The organism is Streptomyces sp. NPDC005811 (genome assembly GCF_040630405.1).
Taxonomy (GTDB): Bacteria; Actinomycetota; Actinomycetes; order Streptomycetales; family Streptomycetaceae; genus Streptomyces.
On the sequence record NZ_JBEXXK010000003.1, the window covers coordinates 117,455 to 133,728 of the forward strand.

At 71.5% G+C, this 16,274-nt stretch carries 18 protein-coding genes and 1 pseudogene; 14 read left to right on the forward strand and 5 right to left on the reverse strand.

Annotated elements, in window-relative coordinates; translation table 11 throughout:
* Positions 1-10: 10 nt before the first annotated feature.
* Positions 11-796, reverse strand: coding sequence for a GntR family transcriptional regulator (locus ABZ490_RS04225; RefSeq protein ID WP_358983829.1), 786 nt, complete (start codon positions 794-796; stop codon positions 11-13).
* 422 nt (positions 797-1,218) lie between these two features.
* Between ABZ490_RS04225 and ABZ490_RS04230 the strand changes: the two genes are divergently transcribed.
* The 5 genes and pseudogenes from ABZ490_RS04230 (at position 1,219) to ABZ490_RS04250 (ending at position 4,920) form a co-directional block, all read left to right on the forward strand.
* A complete protein-coding gene (locus tag ABZ490_RS04230; RefSeq protein WP_358983831.1) occupies positions 1,219-2,235 on the forward strand; it encodes a sugar ABC transporter substrate-binding protein in 1,017 nt (338 codons plus the stop codon).
* Entirely contained in the window at positions 2,235-3,311 is a 1,077-nt protein-coding gene (locus ABZ490_RS04235; protein WP_358984330.1) for an ABC transporter permease, read from the forward strand. Before ABZ490_RS04230 ends, ABZ490_RS04235 begins: the two co-directional genes overlap by 1 nt.
* Positions 3,312-3,315: 4 nt before the next feature.
* Positions 3,316-4,230, forward strand: coding sequence for an ATP-binding cassette domain-containing protein (locus tag ABZ490_RS04240; protein ID WP_358983833.1), 915 nt, complete (start codon positions 3,316-3,318; stop codon positions 4,228-4,230).
* 3 nt (positions 4,231-4,233) lie between these two features.
* Positions 4,234-4,601, forward strand: a pseudogene (locus tag ABZ490_RS04245) (hypothetical protein); the annotation flags it as partial.
* A 145-nt stretch (positions 4,602-4,746) separates the two neighbouring features.
* The gene (locus ABZ490_RS04250; protein ID WP_358983835.1) at positions 4,747-4,920 is read left to right on the forward strand and encodes a hypothetical protein; all 174 of its coding nucleotides are present in this window, start codon (positions 4,747-4,749) and stop codon (positions 4,918-4,920) included.
* A 41-nt stretch (positions 4,921-4,961) separates the two neighbouring features.
* Here the strand turns inward: ABZ490_RS04250 and ABZ490_RS04255 are convergent, their stop codons facing one another.
* Together ABZ490_RS04255 and ABZ490_RS04260 are read right to left on the reverse strand one after the other, a co-directional pair.
* Positions 4,962-5,966: a Gfo/Idh/MocA family oxidoreductase gene (locus ABZ490_RS04255; protein WP_358983837.1), complete on the reverse strand. Its 1,005-nt coding sequence runs from the start codon at positions 5,964-5,966 to the stop codon at positions 4,962-4,964.
* A 43-nt stretch (positions 5,967-6,009) separates the two neighbouring features.
* A complete protein-coding gene (locus ABZ490_RS04260) occupies positions 6,010-6,786 on the reverse strand; it encodes an SDR family oxidoreductase (RefSeq protein WP_358983839.1) in 777 nt (258 codons plus the stop codon).
* A 230-nt stretch (positions 6,787-7,016) separates the two neighbouring features.
* Between ABZ490_RS04260 and ABZ490_RS04265 the strand changes: the two genes are divergently transcribed.
* Positions 7,017-8,048: a LacI family DNA-binding transcriptional regulator gene (locus tag ABZ490_RS04265; RefSeq protein ID WP_358983841.1), complete on the forward strand. Its 1,032-nt coding sequence runs from the start codon at positions 7,017-7,019 to the stop codon at positions 8,046-8,048.
* A 25-nt stretch (positions 8,049-8,073) separates the two neighbouring features.
* On the opposite strand, the gene ABZ490_RS04270 is transcribed toward ABZ490_RS04265, so the two are convergent.
* Positions 8,074-8,418 carry a cupin domain-containing protein gene (locus ABZ490_RS04270; RefSeq protein WP_358983843.1) on the reverse strand — a complete coding sequence of 115 codons (345 nt, stop codon included), beginning with the start codon at positions 8,416-8,418 and terminating at the stop codon, positions 8,074-8,076.
* A gap of 122 nt (positions 8,419-8,540) precedes the next feature.
* On the opposite strand from ABZ490_RS04270, the gene ABZ490_RS04275 reads away from it, so the two are divergent.
* The 8 genes from ABZ490_RS04275 (at position 8,541) to ABZ490_RS04310 (ending at position 15,653) form a co-directional block, all read left to right on the forward strand.
* Positions 8,541-9,053, forward strand: a complete 513-nt coding sequence (locus tag ABZ490_RS04275) for a hypothetical protein (RefSeq protein ID WP_358983845.1) — start codon at positions 8,541-8,543, stop codon at positions 9,051-9,053.
* Positions 9,054-9,140: 87 nt separating this feature from the next.
* Entirely contained in the window at positions 9,141-9,791 is a 651-nt protein-coding gene (locus tag ABZ490_RS04280) for a GntR family transcriptional regulator (protein WP_358983847.1), read from the forward strand.
* 49 nt (positions 9,792-9,840) lie between these two features.
* Positions 9,841-10,593 carry a PIG-L deacetylase family protein gene (locus tag ABZ490_RS04285; RefSeq protein WP_358983849.1) on the forward strand — a complete coding sequence of 251 codons (753 nt, stop codon included), beginning with the start codon at positions 9,841-9,843 and terminating at the stop codon, positions 10,591-10,593.
* Positions 10,590-11,294, forward strand: a complete 705-nt coding sequence (locus ABZ490_RS04290; protein ID WP_358983851.1) for a 4-carboxy-4-hydroxy-2-oxoadipate aldolase/oxaloacetate decarboxylase — start codon at positions 10,590-10,592, stop codon at positions 11,292-11,294. The genes ABZ490_RS04285 and ABZ490_RS04290 overlap by 4 nt, the downstream gene beginning before the upstream one ends.
* Complete coding sequence (locus ABZ490_RS04295; protein WP_358983853.1) at positions 11,291-12,367, forward strand: 4-oxalomesaconate tautomerase; 1,077 nt, start codon at positions 11,291-11,293, stop codon at positions 12,365-12,367. The genes ABZ490_RS04290 and ABZ490_RS04295 overlap by 4 nt, the downstream gene beginning before the upstream one ends.
* Positions 12,364-13,314 (forward strand): VOC family protein, encoded by a 951-nt coding sequence (locus tag ABZ490_RS04300; RefSeq protein WP_358983855.1) that lies wholly within the window; start codon positions 12,364-12,366, stop codon positions 13,312-13,314. Before ABZ490_RS04295 ends, ABZ490_RS04300 begins: the two co-directional genes overlap by 4 nt.
* 116 nt (positions 13,315-13,430) lie before the next feature.
* A complete protein-coding gene (locus ABZ490_RS04305) occupies positions 13,431-14,756 on the forward strand; it encodes an aromatic acid/H+ symport family MFS transporter (protein ID WP_358983857.1) in 1,326 nt (441 codons plus the stop codon).
* Positions 14,757-14,864: 108 nt separating this feature from the next.
* Positions 14,865-15,653: an alpha/beta hydrolase gene (locus ABZ490_RS04310; RefSeq protein WP_358983859.1), complete on the forward strand. Its 789-nt coding sequence runs from the start codon at positions 14,865-14,867 to the stop codon at positions 15,651-15,653.
* A 99-nt stretch (positions 15,654-15,752) separates the two neighbouring features.
* Here ABZ490_RS04310 and ABZ490_RS04315 read toward each other — a convergent pair whose 3' ends face one another.
* Positions 15,753-16,166: a cupin domain-containing protein gene (locus ABZ490_RS04315; protein ID WP_358983861.1), complete on the reverse strand. Its 414-nt coding sequence runs from the start codon at positions 16,164-16,166 to the stop codon at positions 15,753-15,755.
* Positions 16,167-16,274 lie beyond the last annotated feature (108 nt).

A 16,274-nucleotide genomic window follows, 5' to 3' on the forward strand; every position in this document is an offset into this window, starting at 1 on the left:
AGCCGGCTCCTCAGCCCCTGACCAGCAGCTGGAAGTCGAACGCGTACCGGGACGCGCGATAGATGTGCGTCCCGTACTCGACCGGCCGGCCGGTGTCGTCGTACGCCGTGCGCTGCATGGTCAGCAGGGCCGCGCCCGCCTCCTCGCCGAGCAGCCGGGCCTCCTCGGCGGTGGCCGCGCGGGCGCCGACGGTCTGCCGGGCGCTGTGCAGGGTGATGCCCGTCGAGCGCATCAGGTGGTACAGGCCGGTCGCCTCCAGCCGCTCCGTGTCCAGGTCGAACAGGGCCGGGGGCAGGTAGTTGCACAGATGGGCCACCGGTTCGCCGTGCGCCGAGCGCAGCCGCTCCAGCCGGGTGACCTCGGCACCCTCCGCGATCCCGAGGGCGGCCGCCACATCGGGGCCGGCGGGGACCCGTTCGTTGCGCAGGACGTGCGTGGTGGGTCCCTGTCCGGCCGCCTCCAGGTCGTCGTAGAGGCTGCTGAGCTCCAGCGGCCGCTTGACCTGGCTGTGCACGACCTGGGTGCCGACGCCCCGGCGGCGCACCAGCAGCCCCTTGTCGACCAGGGACTGGATCGCCTGGCGGACCGTGGGGCGGGACAGGCCGAGCCGGGTCGACAGGTCGATCTCGTTGCCCAGGAGGTTGCCCGGGGCGAGCGCGCCGTGCTCGATCGCCGACTCCAGCTGCTGGGCGAGCTGGTAGTAGAGCGGCACCGGGCTGGACCGGTCGAGCGCGAAGGGCAGCCCCTCCAGGGCCGAGCCCGCCGTCGCGCGGGTACGTTCACCGGTCTTCGCCATCAACGGCACCTCCTGTGTGCGACGACCGGGCCCGGGTGCGCGGGGTGGGGATCGGCTCCGGTGCGCCCGCTCGGGAGCGGGCCCGGGGGCGAGGCCTGATCGGCCATACGGGACACTCCTCGGGGTGGTCGGGGCCTGGCGTCTCCCAGGTGTAGGTCCCGGTGACCTCCGCTGTCAATGGTTTGTTCTTACATTCGGACCTGATCCTGAGATGATGTCTTAACAAAGTATTGACAGCGGGCCTGACAGGGGATTGGATCCCGTCCCAGCAGTGCACGGGCCGAGTCCATACATCGAACAGAAAACGAACAGTCGCGGACCCGGCCCTATGGCCCCACCCTGAGCAGTAGCGGGCCTTGATCCCAGAGATCCCTTCTCCCTTTCCCGGTCGTTCTCCCGTCGCACAGTGAGGTGCAGGAAAGATGGACAGCTCTTCGCCCCGTTCCCGCAGAATCGCCCCGGTCGTGGCCATGGCCGCGGCGGTGGCCCTGACCCTGGCGGGCTGCTCCAGCAGCTCCGGTGGCAAGAAGGCCGAGGAGAGCGCGGACGGCGCCTCGGCGGGCAAGGCGAGCACCCCGCAGATGACGGTGGCGCTGGTGACGCACCAGTCGCCCGGCGACACCTTCTGGGACATCGTCCGCAAGGGCGCCGAGGCCGCGGCCGCCAAGGACAACGTCAAGCTCATCTACTCCGCCGACCCGAACGCGGGCAACCAGTCCAACCTGGTCCAGAACGCCATCGACCAGAAGGTCGACGGCATCGCCATCACCCTCGCCAAGCCCGACGCCCTCAAGGACGTCGTCGCCAAGGCGAAGGCCGCCAACATCCCCGTGGTCGGCCTCAACTCCGGTGTGAGCGAGTGGCAGAAGCTCGGTCTGATGGAGTTCTTCGGCCAGGACGAGACCGTCGCCGGTGAGGCGCTCGGCAAGCGGCTCAACGAGGAAGGCGCCAAGAAGGCCGTCTGTGTCATCCAGGAGCAGGGCAACATCGGCCTGACCCAGCGGTGCGACGGCGTGAAGAAGACCTTCTCGGGCACCACCGAGGTGCTGAACGTCAACGGCACCGACATGCCGTCCGTGAAGTCCACGATCACCGCCAAGCTCACCCAGGACAAGTCCATCGACTACGTCGTCACGCTCGGCGCCCCCTTCGCCCTGACGGCCGTCCAGTCCGCCTCCGACGCCGGCTCCAAGGCGAAGATCGCCACCTTCGACCTCAACAAGGACCTGACCGGAGCCATCAGCAAGGGCACCATCCAGTTCGCCGTCGACCAGCAGCCCTACCTCCAGGGCTACCTGGCGATCGACTCGCTGTGGCTCTACAAGAACAACGGCAACTACATGGGCGGCGGCGAGGCTCCGGTGCTGACCGGTCCGGCCTTCGTCGACAAGACCAACGTCGACAAGGTCGCCGCGTTCGCCGCGAAGGGCACCCGGTGATCAGCATGACCCACCACGCCGAGCCGGCGGTGACCACACCGCCGGCCCCCGGCCCGAAGGAGACGGACGGCCGGACCGCCCGACGTCCCCTCGCCCTCCGGCTGTTGGCCCGCCCCGAGGTGGGTGTCTTCCTCGGCGCCGTCGCGGTCTACGTGTTCTTCCTCATCACGGCCCCGCCGGTGCGCGAGGCCGGCTCGATGGCCAACATCCTCTACCAGTCGTCCACCATCGGGATCATGGCGCTGCCCGTGGCCCTGCTGATGATCGGCGGCGAGTTCGACCTCTCCTCCGGTGTCGCCGTGATCACCTCGGCGCTCACCGCGAGCATGCTCGCCTACCAGCTGAGCGTGAACGTGTGGGTCGGTGTGGTCGCCGCGCTCGCCGTCTCCCTCGCCGTCGGCTTCCTCAACGGCTGGATGGTGGTGAAGACGGGGCTGCCCAGCTTCCTCATCACCCTGGGCACCTTCCTGATCCTCCAGGGCGTCAACCTCGCGGTGACCAAGCTGGTCACCACCAACGTCGCCACCGACGACATCAGCAACATGGACGGCTTCGACCAGGCGAAGAAGATCTTCGCCTCGTCCTTCGACATCGGCGGTGTCGAAGTGAAGATCACGATCTTCTACTGGCTGGTCTTCGCCGCGCTCGCCACCTGGGTGCTGCTGCGCACCCGGTACGGCAACTGGATCTTCGCGGTCGGCGGCAACAAGGAGAGCGCGCGGGCGGTCGGCGTGCCCGTCACGTTCACCAAGATCTCGCTGTTCATGCTGGTCGGCTTCGGTGCCTGGTTCATCGGCATGCACCAGCTCTTCACCTTCAACACCGTGCAGTCCGGCGAGGGCGTCGGCCAGGAGCTGATCTACATCTCCGCGGCCGTCATCGGCGGCTGTCTGCTGACCGGTGGTGCCGGCTCGGCGATCGGCCCGGTCTTCGGCGCCTTCATGTTCGGCATGGTGCAGCAGGGCATCGTGTACGCGGGCTGGAACCCCGACTGGTTCAAGGCGTTCCTCGGCGTGATGCTGCTCGGCGCCGTCCTGATCAACTTGTGGGTCAGCCGCACGGCGACCCGGAGGTGACCCCATGACATCCACCAACGGAACCGGCACCCACGGGGCGGTCATCGCGGACACCGCCGACCAGGCGGACGGGGCGATCGTCGAACTGCGCAACGCGGGCAAGGCCTACGGCAACATCCGCGCCCTGCACGGCGTGGACCTGAAGGTGTACCCCGGCAAGGTGACCTGCGTCCTCGGCGACAACGGCGCCGGCAAGTCCACCCTCATCAAGATCATCTCGGGGCTGCACCAGCACACCGAGGGCGAGTTCCTCGTCGACGGCACACCGGTGCGGTTCACCAGCCCGCGCGAGGCGCTCGACAAGGGCATCGCCACCGTCTACCAGGACCTGGCGACGGTCCCGCTGATGCCGGTGTGGCGCAACTTCTTCCTCGGCTCCGAGATGACCAAGGGCCCCTGGCCCGTGCGCCGTCTCGACATCGAGAGGATGAAGAAGACCGCCGACGCGGAACTGCGCAACATGGGCATCGTCCTCGACGACCTGGAACAGCCCATCGGCACGCTGTCCGGCGGCCAGCGCCAGTGCGTGGCCATCGCCCGCGCCGTCTACTTCGGCGCCCGCGTCCTCATCCTGGACGAGCCCACCGCCGCCCTCGGCGTCAAGCAGTCCGGTGTGGTGCTGAAGTACATCGCCGCCGCCCGCGACCGCGGCCTCGGCGTCATCTTCATCACCCACAACCCGCACCACGCCTACATGGTCGGCGACCACTTCAGCGTCCTGCGCCTGGGCACCCTGGAGCTCTCCGCCGACCGCAGTGAGGTCAGCCTCGAGGAGCTGACCAACCACATGGCGGGCGGCGCCGAACTCGCGGCCCTCAAGCACGAGTTGTCCCAGGTCCGCGGCGTCGACGTGGAGGAGCTGCCCGAAGAGGCGGACCTCACCGCCCCGGTGGCGGGCGGCGGCGAGGGGAAGTCCTGAGATCTCCCCACGGATCCGGCCCGGCTCACCGACGAGGTGGCCCGGCGGAACCCGAAGGTCTCGGCCGGCACGGTCCTCACCAGGCTGCACCGCGGGCCGTCCGTGTGGGAGTCCAGCTGACGGCCGAGCGGTGGGCCCATACGTCGAGCGTGGATCGGGGCGAGGTGCCGTTCGGGCCGGCGGTGCGGCGCGGGGCGATGTGTGAACCGCCCGGCGGGGTACCCGAGCTGGAGCCGGTGCCGGTCGCGGCCCAGAAGCTCGGTGTCGACCTGTTCGCGATCGTCGAGCAGGACATGGGCCCGTGCGAGCCGGACCAGCCCCTGCCGATCGCGGTGCGCACCCGGCGGTTCCTGCGCTCCTGCGGGGCCTGAGGGGTCCGGCCCGGCGGAGGCGACGAGGGTGGCGACGGATGCCCCGGTGAGTTCTCACCGGGGCATCGTCGTTCCCGGAACGGCGGCGCGGCACGGACGTTGGAGAGGACGGAAGGTGTGCGGAGCCCGGGACGGGGAGGGTGAGATGCAGGAGGAACGGCAGGAAGGCACCGAGGAGGACCGGCGCAGGGTCCGGTTCGGCGCGCTGCCCGAGCGGGTGCGCCCCGAGGACACGGTGGAGGAGCGCCCGGCCGCCCCGCGGGACCCGGCGCGCGACGCCTACGACCCGGACGACTGGCTGGTCCGCTACTGCCTGTGAGGGCGGCCCCGGTCGGGGCCGCCCTCACAGGGTGAGCCGGGTCAGGAGGCCCGGACCTCCGCGATCGTCACGGGGCGGTGCTCGTGCAGCGAGAGCGTGCAGGCCTCGGCGATCCAGCCCGCCTCAAGGGCGTCCTCGATCGTGCAGGGCGAGGGCCGGGTGCCCGCCACGACCTCGGTGAACGCGGTCAGCTCGGCGCGGTAGGCGGCCGTGAAGCGGTCCATGAAGAAGTCGTGCGGGGTGCCGGCCGGGAAGGTGACCCCGGGCTCCACCGAGCGCAGCGGCAGCTTGTCCTCCAGGCCCACGGCGATGGAGTCCGTGAAGCCGTGGATCTCCATGCGGACGTCGTAACCCCGGGCGTTGTGACGGGAGTTGGAGATCACGGCGATCGTGCCGTCGTCGAGGGTGAGCAGGGCGCCGGTGGTGTCGGCGTCGCCCGCCTCCTTGATGTAGTCGGCGCCCCGGTTGCCGCCCACCGCGTACACCTCGGTCACCTCACGGCCCGTCACCCAGCGGATGATGTCGAAGTCGTGGACCGAACAGTCACGGAAGATGCCCCCGGAGGCGGCGACGTACGCGGCCGGCGGCGGTGCCGGGTCCAGGGTGGTGGAGCGGACGGTGTGCAGCTTGCCCAGCTCACCCGAGTGCACGGCGGCCCGCGCGGCGACGAACCCGGCGTCGAAGCGGCGGTTGTAGCCGATCTGGATCGGCACGTCCTTGCCCTGGACGGCCTTGAGGACCTCGACGCCCTCGCTCATGGTCTTCGCGACGGGCTTCTCGCAGAAGACGGGGATGCCCGCCTCGACCCCGGCGAGGATCAGCGCGGGGTGGGCGTCGGTCGCGGCGGCGACGACGATGCCGTCCACGCCGGCGGCCAGCAGGGCCTCGGGTGAGTCCACGACCTCGGCGCCGAACCGCTCCGCGGCGGCCTTGGCGGCCTCCGCGAACGGGTCGGTCACGACGAGCGACTCGACGGCGTCGAGTCCGGAGAGGGTCTCGGCGTGGAAGGCGCCGATGCGGCCGAGGCCGAGGATTCCGATGCGCATGGTGGTGCAGCTCCTTGAGATTCTTGCGGGGGAGGGGTGAGGTCTAGTCGAGGCCGCCGAGCACGTTCTGGTCCCAGTCGATCACCGAACCGGTGACCACGCCGGACCGCTCGGACAGCAGGAACACCACGAAGTCGGCGATCTCGTCCGGCTGGCCGAGCCTGCCCATCGGCAGCCGGGCGGCGGCCTCCTCGCGCCAGTCGTCCCCGGCGCCGTGGAACGCCTTCTGTGTCGCGTCCTCGCCCTCGGTCGCCGTCCAGCCGATGTTCAGGCCGTTGATCCGGACGCGGTCGAAGCGGTGGGCGTGCGCCGCGTTGCGGGTCAGGCCGACCAGGCCCGCCTTGGCGGCGACGTACGGGGCGAGGAAGGCCTGGCCGCCGTGCGCCGAGGAGGTGATGATGTTGACGACCGTGCCGGGCGCCTTGCGGGCGACCATGTCCGCGACCGCCGCCTGCATGGCGAAGAACGGCGCCTTCAGGTTGATCGCGATGTGCTGGTCGAACAGCTCGGGCGTGGTGTCGAGGAGCGTGCCCCGGGAGGTCAGCCCGGCCGAGTTGACCAGGCAGTCGACCCGGCCGTACGCGGCCACGGTCCGGGCCACCGCCGCCTTCGCCTGCGTGGCGTCCGCGAGGTCGGCCCGGACGAAGAGCGCCGTGCCGCCCGCCCCGGTCAGCTCGGCGACCAGGGCCTCGCCGGGCTCCGGCCGCCGCCCGGTGACGGCGACCAGGGCGCCCTCGCGGGCCGCCGCGCGCGCGACGGCCGCGCCCACCCCCTGGCTGCCGCCGTTGACGAGGACGACCTTGTCGTCGAGAAGTCCCATGTGCCGCGTGTCCTTTCAGCCGATGCGCCACTCGGTGCCCCGCCGAAGAGGCGCGCAGCCGTCCGCCCGGCCGGGCACGGCCCTGCACGGAGTGAAGGACATCCTCGTCCCTTCGATGACAACGGCGGCTCAGCACTGCCATTCTTGTCATGACAAACCCGTCGAACAACCGGCAGCCGGCCATCAAAAACCCCTCAAGCGGACCGCCGGGCGACTACGAGGAGCCTTCCGTGGGTCACCCCTTCCCCCTCCGTGAGATCGCACGTCAGGCGGGCCTGAGCGAGGCCACCGTCGACCGGGTCCTCAACGGCAGGGGAGGGGTGCGCGAGTCCACCGCCCAGGAGGTGCGGCGGGCCATCGCCGAACTGCAGCGGCAGCGCACCCAGGTCCGGCTCGTCGGCCGGACCTTCATGGTGGACATCGTGATGCAGGCGCCCGAACGCTTCACCACCGCCGTACGGGCCGCCCTGGAGGCCGAACTGCCCTCGCTGCACCCGGCGGTGCTGCGCTCCCGCTTCCACTTCCGGGAGACCGGACCGGTCGCGGAGCAGATCGCCGTCCTCGACCGGATAGCCCGGCGCGGCTCGCAGGGCGTGATCCTCAAGGCGCCGGACGTCCCCGAGATCACGGCCGCGGTGGGCCGGCTGGTCGCCGCCGGCATTCCGGTCGTCACCCTCGTCACCGACCTGCCCGCGAGCGCCCGGCTCGCCTATGTCGGCATCGACAACCGGGCCGCCGGCGCCACCGCCGCGTACCTCATGGGGCAGTGGCTGGGCGAGCGCCCCGGCAATGTCCTCACCAGCCTGTCCAGCGGGTTCTTCCGCAACGAGGAGGAGCGCGAGATGGGCTTCCGCGGGGTCATGCGGGCCCGGCACCCGGGCCGGACCCTGGTGGAGATCACCGAGGGACAGGGCCTGGACGCCACCCAGTACGACCTCGTCCGGGCCGCCCTGGCCCGGGACCCGGAGATCCGGGCGGTGTACTCGATCGGCGGCGGGAACTTCGCCACCCTGAAGGCCTTCGCCGACGCGCGCCGCGCGTGCGCGGTGTTCGTCGCGCACGACCTCGACCACGACAACACCCGGCTGCTGCGCGACCACCGGCTGTCCGCCGTCCTCCACCACGATCTGCGCCAGGACATGCGCGAGGCCTGCCACACCGTGATGCGCGCCCACGGGGCCCTGCCGCCCGCCGGACCGACGCTGCCGTCCGCGATCCAGGTGGTGACCCCGTACAACATGCCCCAGGCGGCGGGCGGCTGACCCGGGCCCCGGGAGCGGAGGATGCTCAGAGGTTGATCGCGTACGCCTTGCGCAGGGTCTCGTGGACCGTCCAGGTCGTCCGGTCGCCCTCGCGCAGGACCGCCAGGTCGCCCGGGCCGACGGTCAGGGTGGGGCCGCCCTCGATCTCGATGGTCGCCGAGCCGCTGATCACGACGAACAGTTCGTCGGCCTCGGTGTCGGTGACCACGCCCGGTGTGATCTGCCAGACGCCCCGGATCCGCCGGCCGTCCGCCGACTCCCAGACGACCTTGCCGGTCACCTCGGGCGTGCCGGAGACGATCTGCGCCGGGTCGAGCGGCTCGGGTTCGAGGGCGGCGTCGGGGATGTGCAGAGCGAAACTGTGCGTCATGCGGCGACCCTAGCCGCGGGGCGCGCCCGCCCGGTGTGGACACAGTGTGCGGTATCCGCCCGGTCGGGGGGACGGTTCGTCGTGACTGGCAGGCGGGGCGGTGCCGGGTGATCGTGGAGCGCATGGCGGACGACACGGCGGACGCGGCCCGGCCCCACCGGCACGACGCCCACGAGGCGATGCTCTTCGGCGGGGTCTACGGCGCCGTCCTCGCGAGTTCGATGGTGGCCGCGCTCACCCAGTACGGGTACGCCTCCCCGGCCAGGAGCCGCTCCGACGCCGTGTGGCTGCTGGTCACCGCCGGAGCGTCCGCCCTCGCGCACGGCTACGCCCACTACATCGCCGAGCGCACCCCGCACCGCCGCTGGGACGCGCTGCGCGCCCTGCGCGACGAATGGTCCCTGGTCGCGGCGGTCGTGCCGACCGTGGTGGTGCTGGCGGGCGCGGGCTGGGGCTGGTGGCCGGCGAACGGGGTGGAGTACCCGGCGTTCGCCCTCAACATCGCCCTGCTGTTCGCCCTCGGCCTGGTCACCGCCCGCCGCGCGCACCGCTCCTGGGCGGCCGCCCTGCTGGTCGGGGTGCTGGACGCGCTGCTCGGGCTGGTCGTGGTCGTGGCCAACGCCGTCATCAAGTGACCGCCGCCCACAAGTGACCGACAAAATTGTTGACAATCTTGTTTGGCTAGATTTAGGTTCGACAGGCACTCACTCAGGGAGGGCGCAATGCCGAACGAAGCCCGTCCGAGCACCGGGGAGCAGGCCAAGCAGCATGCGCTCGCGCAGCTGCGGCAGGCGATCCTGCACGGCGACATGGCACCGGCGCAGCGGTTGGTGGAGAACGAGCTCGCCGAGCAGTTCGGTGTGACCCGGGCCAGCATCCGCGCGGCACTCATCGATCTGGAGTCCCAGGGACTCGTCGAACGGATCCGCAACCGCGGCTCGCGGGTGCGGGTGGTGACCGTGGACGAGGCGGTCGCCATCACCGAGTGCCGCATGGTCCTCGAAGGGCTGTGCGCCGCGAAGGCGGCCGTCGCGGCCAGCGACGAGCAGCTGATCCAGCTCACCGAGCTGGGGACGGCGATGGCCAAGGCCGTCGCCGACGGCGAACCGGTCACCTACTCCGACCTCAACCACGAACTGCACGTCCGCATCCGGGAGTTCTCCGGCCAGCAGACCGCGCAGGAACTGCTGGAGCGGCTCAACGCCCAGCTGGTGCGCCACCGCTTCCAGCTGGCGCTGAGGCCGGGACGGCCGCAGCAATCCCTGACCGAGCACCTGACCATGATCGAAGCGATCCGGGCCAGGGACCCGCAGGCGGCCGAGACGGCCGTCCGCGCCCACCTCAGCAGTGTGATCGAGGCGTTGCGCGACTGATCACGGCCGCGCGAGGCGGGCGCCCACCTGTCATCAAGGAGAGAACAGCATGACCCAGGCCAACGCGCCCGCCCGCCCACCCCGCTCCACCCTCGTCGTCACCGCCCACGCCGGGGACTTCGTCTGGCGTGCGGGCGGCGCCATCGCCCTGGCCGCCGCGCGCGGGGAGAAGGTCACCGTCGCCTGTCTGACCTTCGGTGAGCGCGGGGAGTCCGCCAAGGCGTGGCGCGAGGGCAGGACGCTCGACGAGATCAAGGCGATCCGCCGGGACGAGGCCGAGCGGGCCGCCGCGACCCTGGGGGCCGAGATCCGCTTCTTCGACGCCGGCGACTATCCGCTCGTCGCGTCCGCCGAGCTGACCGACCGGCTCGTCGCCGTCTACCGCGAGACCCAGCCCGACGTCGTCCTCACCCACCCCGCCGAGGACCCGTACAACGGCGACCACCCGGCCGCCCACCGGATGGCCCTGGAGGCCCGGGTCCTCGCGCAGGCCATCGGCTACCCGGGTGAGGGCGAGATCATCGGCGCCCCGCCGGTCTTCTACTTCGAGCCGCACCAGCCCGAGATGAGCGGCTTCCGCCCCGAGGTGCTGCTCGACATCACCGAGGTCTGGGAGACCAAGCGCAAGGCGATGGAGTGCCTGGGCGCCCAGCAGCACCTGTGGGACTACTACACCGACCTCGCCGTCCGCCGGGGCGTGCAGCTCAAGCGCAACGCCGGCCCCAACCTGGGCCTGGCCCACCGGACGATGGCCGAGGCGTTCATGCGCCCCTACCCGCAGATCGCGAAGGAGCTGGCGTGAGCGGCGTGATCGTCACCGGGCCGCCGAAGGCGGAGCAGAAGGACGTCGACGCGCTGGCCGCCTTCGGGGTGGCCACCGTGAGCGAGGCGATGGGACGGGCCGGGCTGCTCGGGCCGGGCGTCCGCCCGATCCAGCAGGGCGTACGGATGGCCGGCACCGCCGTCACCGTCCTGAGCTGGCCCGGGGACAATCTCATGATCCACGCGGCCGTCGAACAGTGCGGCGAGGGTGACGTCCTGGTCGTCACCACCACCTCCCCGTCCACCGACGGCATGTTCGGCGAGCTGTTCGCGACCGCGCTCCAGCGGCGAGGGGTGCGCGGCCTGGTCATCAACGCGGGCGTCCGGGACACCCAGGAGCTGCGCGAGATGGACTTCCCGGTCTGGTCGCGGGCGGTGTCCGCGCAGGGCACCGTGAAGGCCACCGGCGGCTCGGTGAACGTGCCCGTCGCCATCGACGGCCAGCTGATCCGCCCCGGCGATGTGATCCTCGCCGACGACGACGGGGTGGTGGTCGTCCCGCGCGAGCGCGCCCGGGCCGCGGCGGAGGCGTCCGAGGCCCGCGAGGCCAAGGAGGCCCGCGCCCGCGCCGCCTTCCTCGACGGCGAACTCGGTCTGGACCGCTACGGGTTGCGGGAGACCCTGCGGCAACTCGGCGTCGAGTACCGGACGTACGAGGAGTACGCGGGGGAGTCGCGGTGACCTCCCTGCCCGAGGAGGTGCCCTGTCTGCTGATGCGGGGCGGCACCTCCAAGGGCGCCTACTTCCTCGCCGGCGACCTCCCCGCCGAACCGGCCCTGCGCGACGCGCTGTTGCTGCGGGTGATGGGCAGCCCGGACGAGCGCCAGATCGACGGTCTGGGCGGCGGGCATCCGCTCACCAGCAAGGTCGCGGTGGTGTCCCGGTCCGCCGACCCGCGCGCCGACGTCGACTATCTCTTCCTCCAGGTCGCCGTGGACCGGGCCGAGGTGAGCGACCGTCAGAACTGCGGCAACATCCTGGCGGGCGTCGGCCCGTTCGCCGTGGAGCGCGGACTCGTCGCGGCGGGCGGCCGGGAGACCGCCGTACGGATCCGCATGGTCAACAGCGGCGACCTCGCGACGGCGACCTTCCCGACCCCCGGCGGCCGGGTGCGCTACACCGGCGAGGCCGAGATCTCCGGCGTGCCGGGGACGGCCGCGCCGGTGGTGATCGAGTTCCCGGCGGGGAAGCGTCCGCTGCTGCCCACCGGCAGGGTCCGGGACATGATCGACGGCACCGCCGTGACCTGCGTGGACAACGGCATGCCGACCGTGCTGATGCTCGCGGCGGATCTCGGCGTCACCGGCTACGAGCCGCCCCGGGACCTGGAGGAGGACCTCGCCCTCGCCGACCGGCTGCGCGCGATCCGGCTGGCGGCCGGCCGGCTGATGGGCCTCGGTGACGTCTCCGACACCACCGTCCCCAAGCTCACCCTGCTCGCCCCGCCTCGTGCCGGGGGCGCGGTCGCCACCCGCACCTTCATCCCCGTGCGCTGTCACACCTCGATCGGCGTGCTCGGCGCGGCGGGCGTCGCGGCCGGGCTGCGGATCGAGGGCGGGGTGGCGGACAAGGCGGCCGTACCGCCCGCCGACAGTGACCGACTTCGCATAGAACATCCCACGGGATTCCTCGACATCGACATTACCCTCGGCACCACCCCCGAGGGTCTGCCCACCGTCCGTCGCACCGCCGTGGTCCGCACGGCCCGCAAGATCTTCGACGGCACGGTCTTCCCCACTGGAGGTCAACGATGACTCCGCCGCTCGGCGACATCGCCCACATCGGCCACGCCCAGCTCTTCACCCCGGACCTGGACGCCAGCGTCGCCTTCTTCACCGACTATCTGGGCCTCACGGTCGACGGCGAGGACGGCGACACGGTCTACCTGCGGACCTTCGACGACTACGAGCACCACAGTCTGGTCCTCACCGCCCGCGAGCGGCCCGGCCTCGGCCGGCTCGCCCTGCGCACCTCCAGCGAGGAGGCCCTCCACCGCCGGGTCGCGGCGGTCGAGGCGGCGGGCGGCACCGGCACCTGGACCGAGGACGAACCCGGCCTCGGCAAGCTCTACGTCACCACCGATCCCGACGGCCACGAGCACGCCCTGTACTGGGAGAGCGAGCACTACCGGGCGCCCGAGGGGCTCAGGCCCGCGCTGAAGAACCAGCCCCAGGCCAAACCCAACCGGGGCGTGGGCGTACGGCGCCTCGACCACATCAACTTCCTCGCCGCCGACGTCCTCGCCAACGCCGAGTTCCAGGAGCGCGTCCTCGGCGCCCGGCCCACCGAGCAGATCAGGCTCGACAGCGGCACGGTCGCGGCGCGCTGGCTGACGTACACGAACAAGTCGTACGACGTCGTCTACACCTCGGACTGGACCGGCAGCGTCGGCCGGCTGCACCACATCGCGTTCGCGACGGACACCCGTGAGGACATCCTGCGCGCCGCCGACCTGGCGATCGACACGGGTGTGTTCATCGAGACGGGACCGCACAAGCACGCGATCCAGCAGACGTTCTTCCTCTACGTCTACGAGCCCGGCGGCAACCGCATCGAGCTGTGCAACCCGCTCACCCGGCTGGTGCTGGCCCCCGACTGGCCGCTGATCACCTGGACCGAGGAGGAGCGCAGGAAGGGCCAGGCCTGGGGTCTGAAGACCATCGAGTCCTTCCATACGCACGGGACACCGCCCGTCGTCTGACCATCGGCGCCCACTGCACCGCTGATTGTCGATGAGATTGTTGACAAAAGCGTTGACACTTTTCGGGGTGGGTCTTTAGCTTCTGAGGACCCACCCCGCTCGAGAGGGAAACAACGATGTCCTCCTCCACCCACCCGGCCGCGCGCGGCAGCAGACTGGCCCTCCTGGTCGTCGGCCTGTGCTGGCTGGCCGTCCTGTTCGACGGCCTCGACATGTTCATCTACGGCTCCGTGCTGCCGCACCTGCTGGAGACGAAGACCTTCGGCCTCACCCCGGACACCGCCGGTGACCTGGGCAGCTACGCCACCTTCGGGATGCTCGTCGGGGCCCTCACGGCGGGGACGGTCGCCGACCGGATCGGCCGCAAGAAGCTGATGGTCGGCTGCGTCGTCCTGTTCTCGCTGGCGTCCGGGGTGTGCGCGCTCGCCGGCGGCGTCGAGGTCTTCGGCCTCGGCCGGACCCTCGCGGGCGTCGGCCTCGGCGGCCTGCTGCCCACCGCGATCAGCATGGTCTCCGACTACGCCCCGCGCGGCCGCACCGCCGTCACCATCGGCCTGCTGATGACCGCCCACCACGCCGGCGGCATCCTCTCCGCCTATGTCGCCAAGTGGCTGATCGACCCGGTCGGCTGGCGCGCGGCCTTCTGGGTCTGTGTGACCCCGCTGCTGTTCGCCCCGGTGCTGGCCAGGTTCCTGCCCGAGTCGCTGAGCTTCCTCGTCGCCAAGGGCCGTACCGAGGAGGCGACCGCGCTCGCCGCCCGCTACGACGTCGAACCGCCCGCCGCCGCGTTGGGCCGCAAGTCCGCCGCCGACCGCCTCGACGCCCTCGCCGGTCTCTTCCGTGGCGGCGAGTGGATCCAGACCCTGCTGTACTGGCTGGCCTCCTTCGGCGGCCTCCTGCTGGTCTACGGCGTCGCCACCTGGCTGCCGACCCTGATGCGCGCCGAGGGCTACGCGCTCGCCAACGCCCTGACCTTCGTCGTCGTCTTCAACCTCGGCGGCATCGTGGGCATGCTGGTCGCCGGCCGCGCCGCCGACCGCTTCGGCGCCCCGCGCATCTCCGCGGTCTGGTTCGCGCTCACCGCCGCCGGTGTCTTCCTGCTCAGCGTGCACATGTCGACCGCGATCACGATGACCGTCGTCTTCCTCACCGGTGTCTTCCTCAACAGCGCCCAGACGATGATCTACGCGACGGTGTCGATCCGCTCCACCCCCGACAGCCGCGCCACCGCCGTCGGCTGGACCTCCGGCATGGGCCGCTTCGGCGCCGTCTTCGGCCCCTGGCTCGGCGGCCAGCTGCTCGCCGCTGGCAACGGCGACCGGGGCTTCACCGCCTTCGCGCTCGCCGGTGTCTCCTCCATGGTCTTCATCGGGATCGCGGCCCTGCGCAGCGCGAAGCAGCCGCCCGTCCCCGCCGGCCAGGAGCTGGTGGGCGCGCACTGACCGGCGCGCACGGACACCCGGGGGACACCGCCACGCCGGCCCCGCACCTCGTGTGCGGTGGCCGGCGTTCGGGGTGCGGAGCGCGTCGTACGGGGTCACGCTCGTTGTATGGGTGAGCGTTGGGAGGTCCGCCGCGGAGGACCGGCGGACGCCGCGCACCGGGTGCTGATGATCCCGGGCGGACTGTGCACGACCGAGTTCTGCGCGGACGTCATGGCCGAGCCCGCGGTGGCCGGCCTCGGCACGGTCGCGGTGACCCTGCCCGGCTTCGGCCGCACCGAGCCGCCCGAGGACGTGTCCATGGAGCACTACGCCCGGCTGATGGCGGACTTCGCCGCCGAGGCCGGGTGCGAGGCGGTCGTGGGGCACAGCCTGGGCGCCAACGTGGCGCTGGAGATGGCCGCCCTCGGCCTGTTCCGGGGCCCGCTCGTGCTGCTCTCGCCGAGCTTCTCGCGCGGGGACGAGATGAAGTCCCTGGCGGTGCTGAACGCGGTGGGCCGGGTGCCGGGGCTCGGCGCGATGGTCTGGGCCGGCATGCTCGGACTGCTGCCCCGGGCGATGAAACGCGAACTGCCGCCGCGGCGCGCGGAGGCGCTCGCGGCGGTCATGGCCGACAACGACCCGGCGGCCTGCCGCCGGATCCTCCACGAGTACTACGCCTACCTCGGGCGCCATCCGTCGCTGGTGCAGCGGCTGTGCGGGGCCGGCGTCCCGTCCTGGGTGGTGCGGGGCGACCACGACGAGATCGGCCTGACCGACGAGGAACGGGCAGGCCTCCAGGCCTGCCCGTACGTGCGGATGGTGACGGTCCCCGACGCGGGCCACGCGGTCCTGGTGGAACAGCCGAAGGCCGTGGCCGAGGTCGTCCTGGAGGCGGTGAAGGCGGGGGTGCGCTGAGTCTCGGCCGTGCCTTCAGCCGGACTTCCAGCCGGACTTCCAGCCGGATCCCCAGCCGGATCCCCAGCCGGGTCCTCAGCCGGATCCTAAGCCGGATCCTCAGCCGTCCGACCCCATCCGGTCCTCCGCCGACAGGTGCTCCACCGTCTTCCCGGTCTCGGTGAACGTCCGGGTGACCCGGCCCGAGGAGTACACCCACAGGATCCGCAGCGGCACCGCACCCACGTTGCGGAACAAGTGGGGGACCGGGGAGGGGATGTACGTCGTGTCGTACCGCCCCAGCCTGGTCGCCTCGCCGTCCACCCACACCTCCGCCTCCCCCTCCAGCACGGTGACGTGCTCGTCGCAGTTGTGCGAGTGCAGCGGCGCCCCGGAACCCACCGGGTAGACGCTCATCCCACTGGTGATCCGGTTCTCCCCGGCCGCCGAGGACGTCGTGATGAGCGGGGTTGTCACGACCGCGCCGCCACGGTCGAGGAGGGGGACGGACGCGGCCTTGATGAGGGTCGTCATGGGGAACGACGTTAGGCCGCCCCGCGGCGAACGGGGGGCCTCCAACGTGCAGGTTTACCTTGCATTCCGAGGTGGGTGAGCTTCTCGGACCCGGCTGTACCTTCACCT

Coding starts and splice junctions, on each gene's coding strand:
- ABZ490_RS04240 (WP_358983833.1), top strand. CDS start 3,316: ATGACATCCACCAACGGAACCGGCACCCACGGGGCGGTCATCGCGGAC.
- ABZ490_RS04225 (WP_358983829.1), bottom strand. CDS start 796: ATGGCGAAGACCGGTGAACGTACCCGCGCGACGGCGGGCTCGGCCCTG.
- ABZ490_RS04285 (WP_358983849.1), top strand. CDS start 9,841: ATGACCCAGGCCAACGCGCCCGCCCGCCCACCCCGCTCCACCCTCGTC.
- ABZ490_RS04315 (WP_358983861.1), bottom strand. CDS start 16,166: ATGACGACCCTCATCAAGGCCGCGTCCGTCCCCCTCCTCGACCGTGGC.
- ABZ490_RS04305 (WP_358983857.1), top strand. CDS start 13,431: ATGTCCTCCTCCACCCACCCGGCCGCGCGCGGCAGCAGACTGGCCCTC.
- ABZ490_RS04300 (WP_358983855.1), top strand. CDS start 12,364: ATGACTCCGCCGCTCGGCGACATCGCCCACATCGGCCACGCCCAGCTC.
- ABZ490_RS04250 (WP_358983835.1), top strand. CDS start 4,747: ATGCAGGAGGAACGGCAGGAAGGCACCGAGGAGGACCGGCGCAGGGTC.
- ABZ490_RS04280 (WP_358983847.1), top strand. CDS start 9,141: ATGCCGAACGAAGCCCGTCCGAGCACCGGGGAGCAGGCCAAGCAGCAT.
- ABZ490_RS04255 (WP_358983837.1), bottom strand. CDS start 5,966: ATGCGCATCGGAATCCTCGGCCTCGGCCGCATCGGCGCCTTCCACGCC.
- ABZ490_RS04275 (WP_358983845.1), top strand. CDS start 8,541: ATGGCGGACGACACGGCGGACGCGGCCCGGCCCCACCGGCACGACGCC.
- ABZ490_RS04260 (WP_358983839.1), bottom strand. CDS start 6,786: ATGGGACTTCTCGACGACAAGGTCGTCCTCGTCAACGGCGGCAGCCAG.
- ABZ490_RS04270 (WP_358983843.1), bottom strand. CDS start 8,418: ATGACGCACAGTTTCGCTCTGCACATCCCCGACGCCGCCCTCGAACCC.
- ABZ490_RS04310 (WP_358983859.1), top strand. CDS start 14,865: ATGGGTGAGCGTTGGGAGGTCCGCCGCGGAGGACCGGCGGACGCCGCG.
- ABZ490_RS04230 (WP_358983831.1), top strand. CDS start 1,219: ATGGACAGCTCTTCGCCCCGTTCCCGCAGAATCGCCCCGGTCGTGGCC.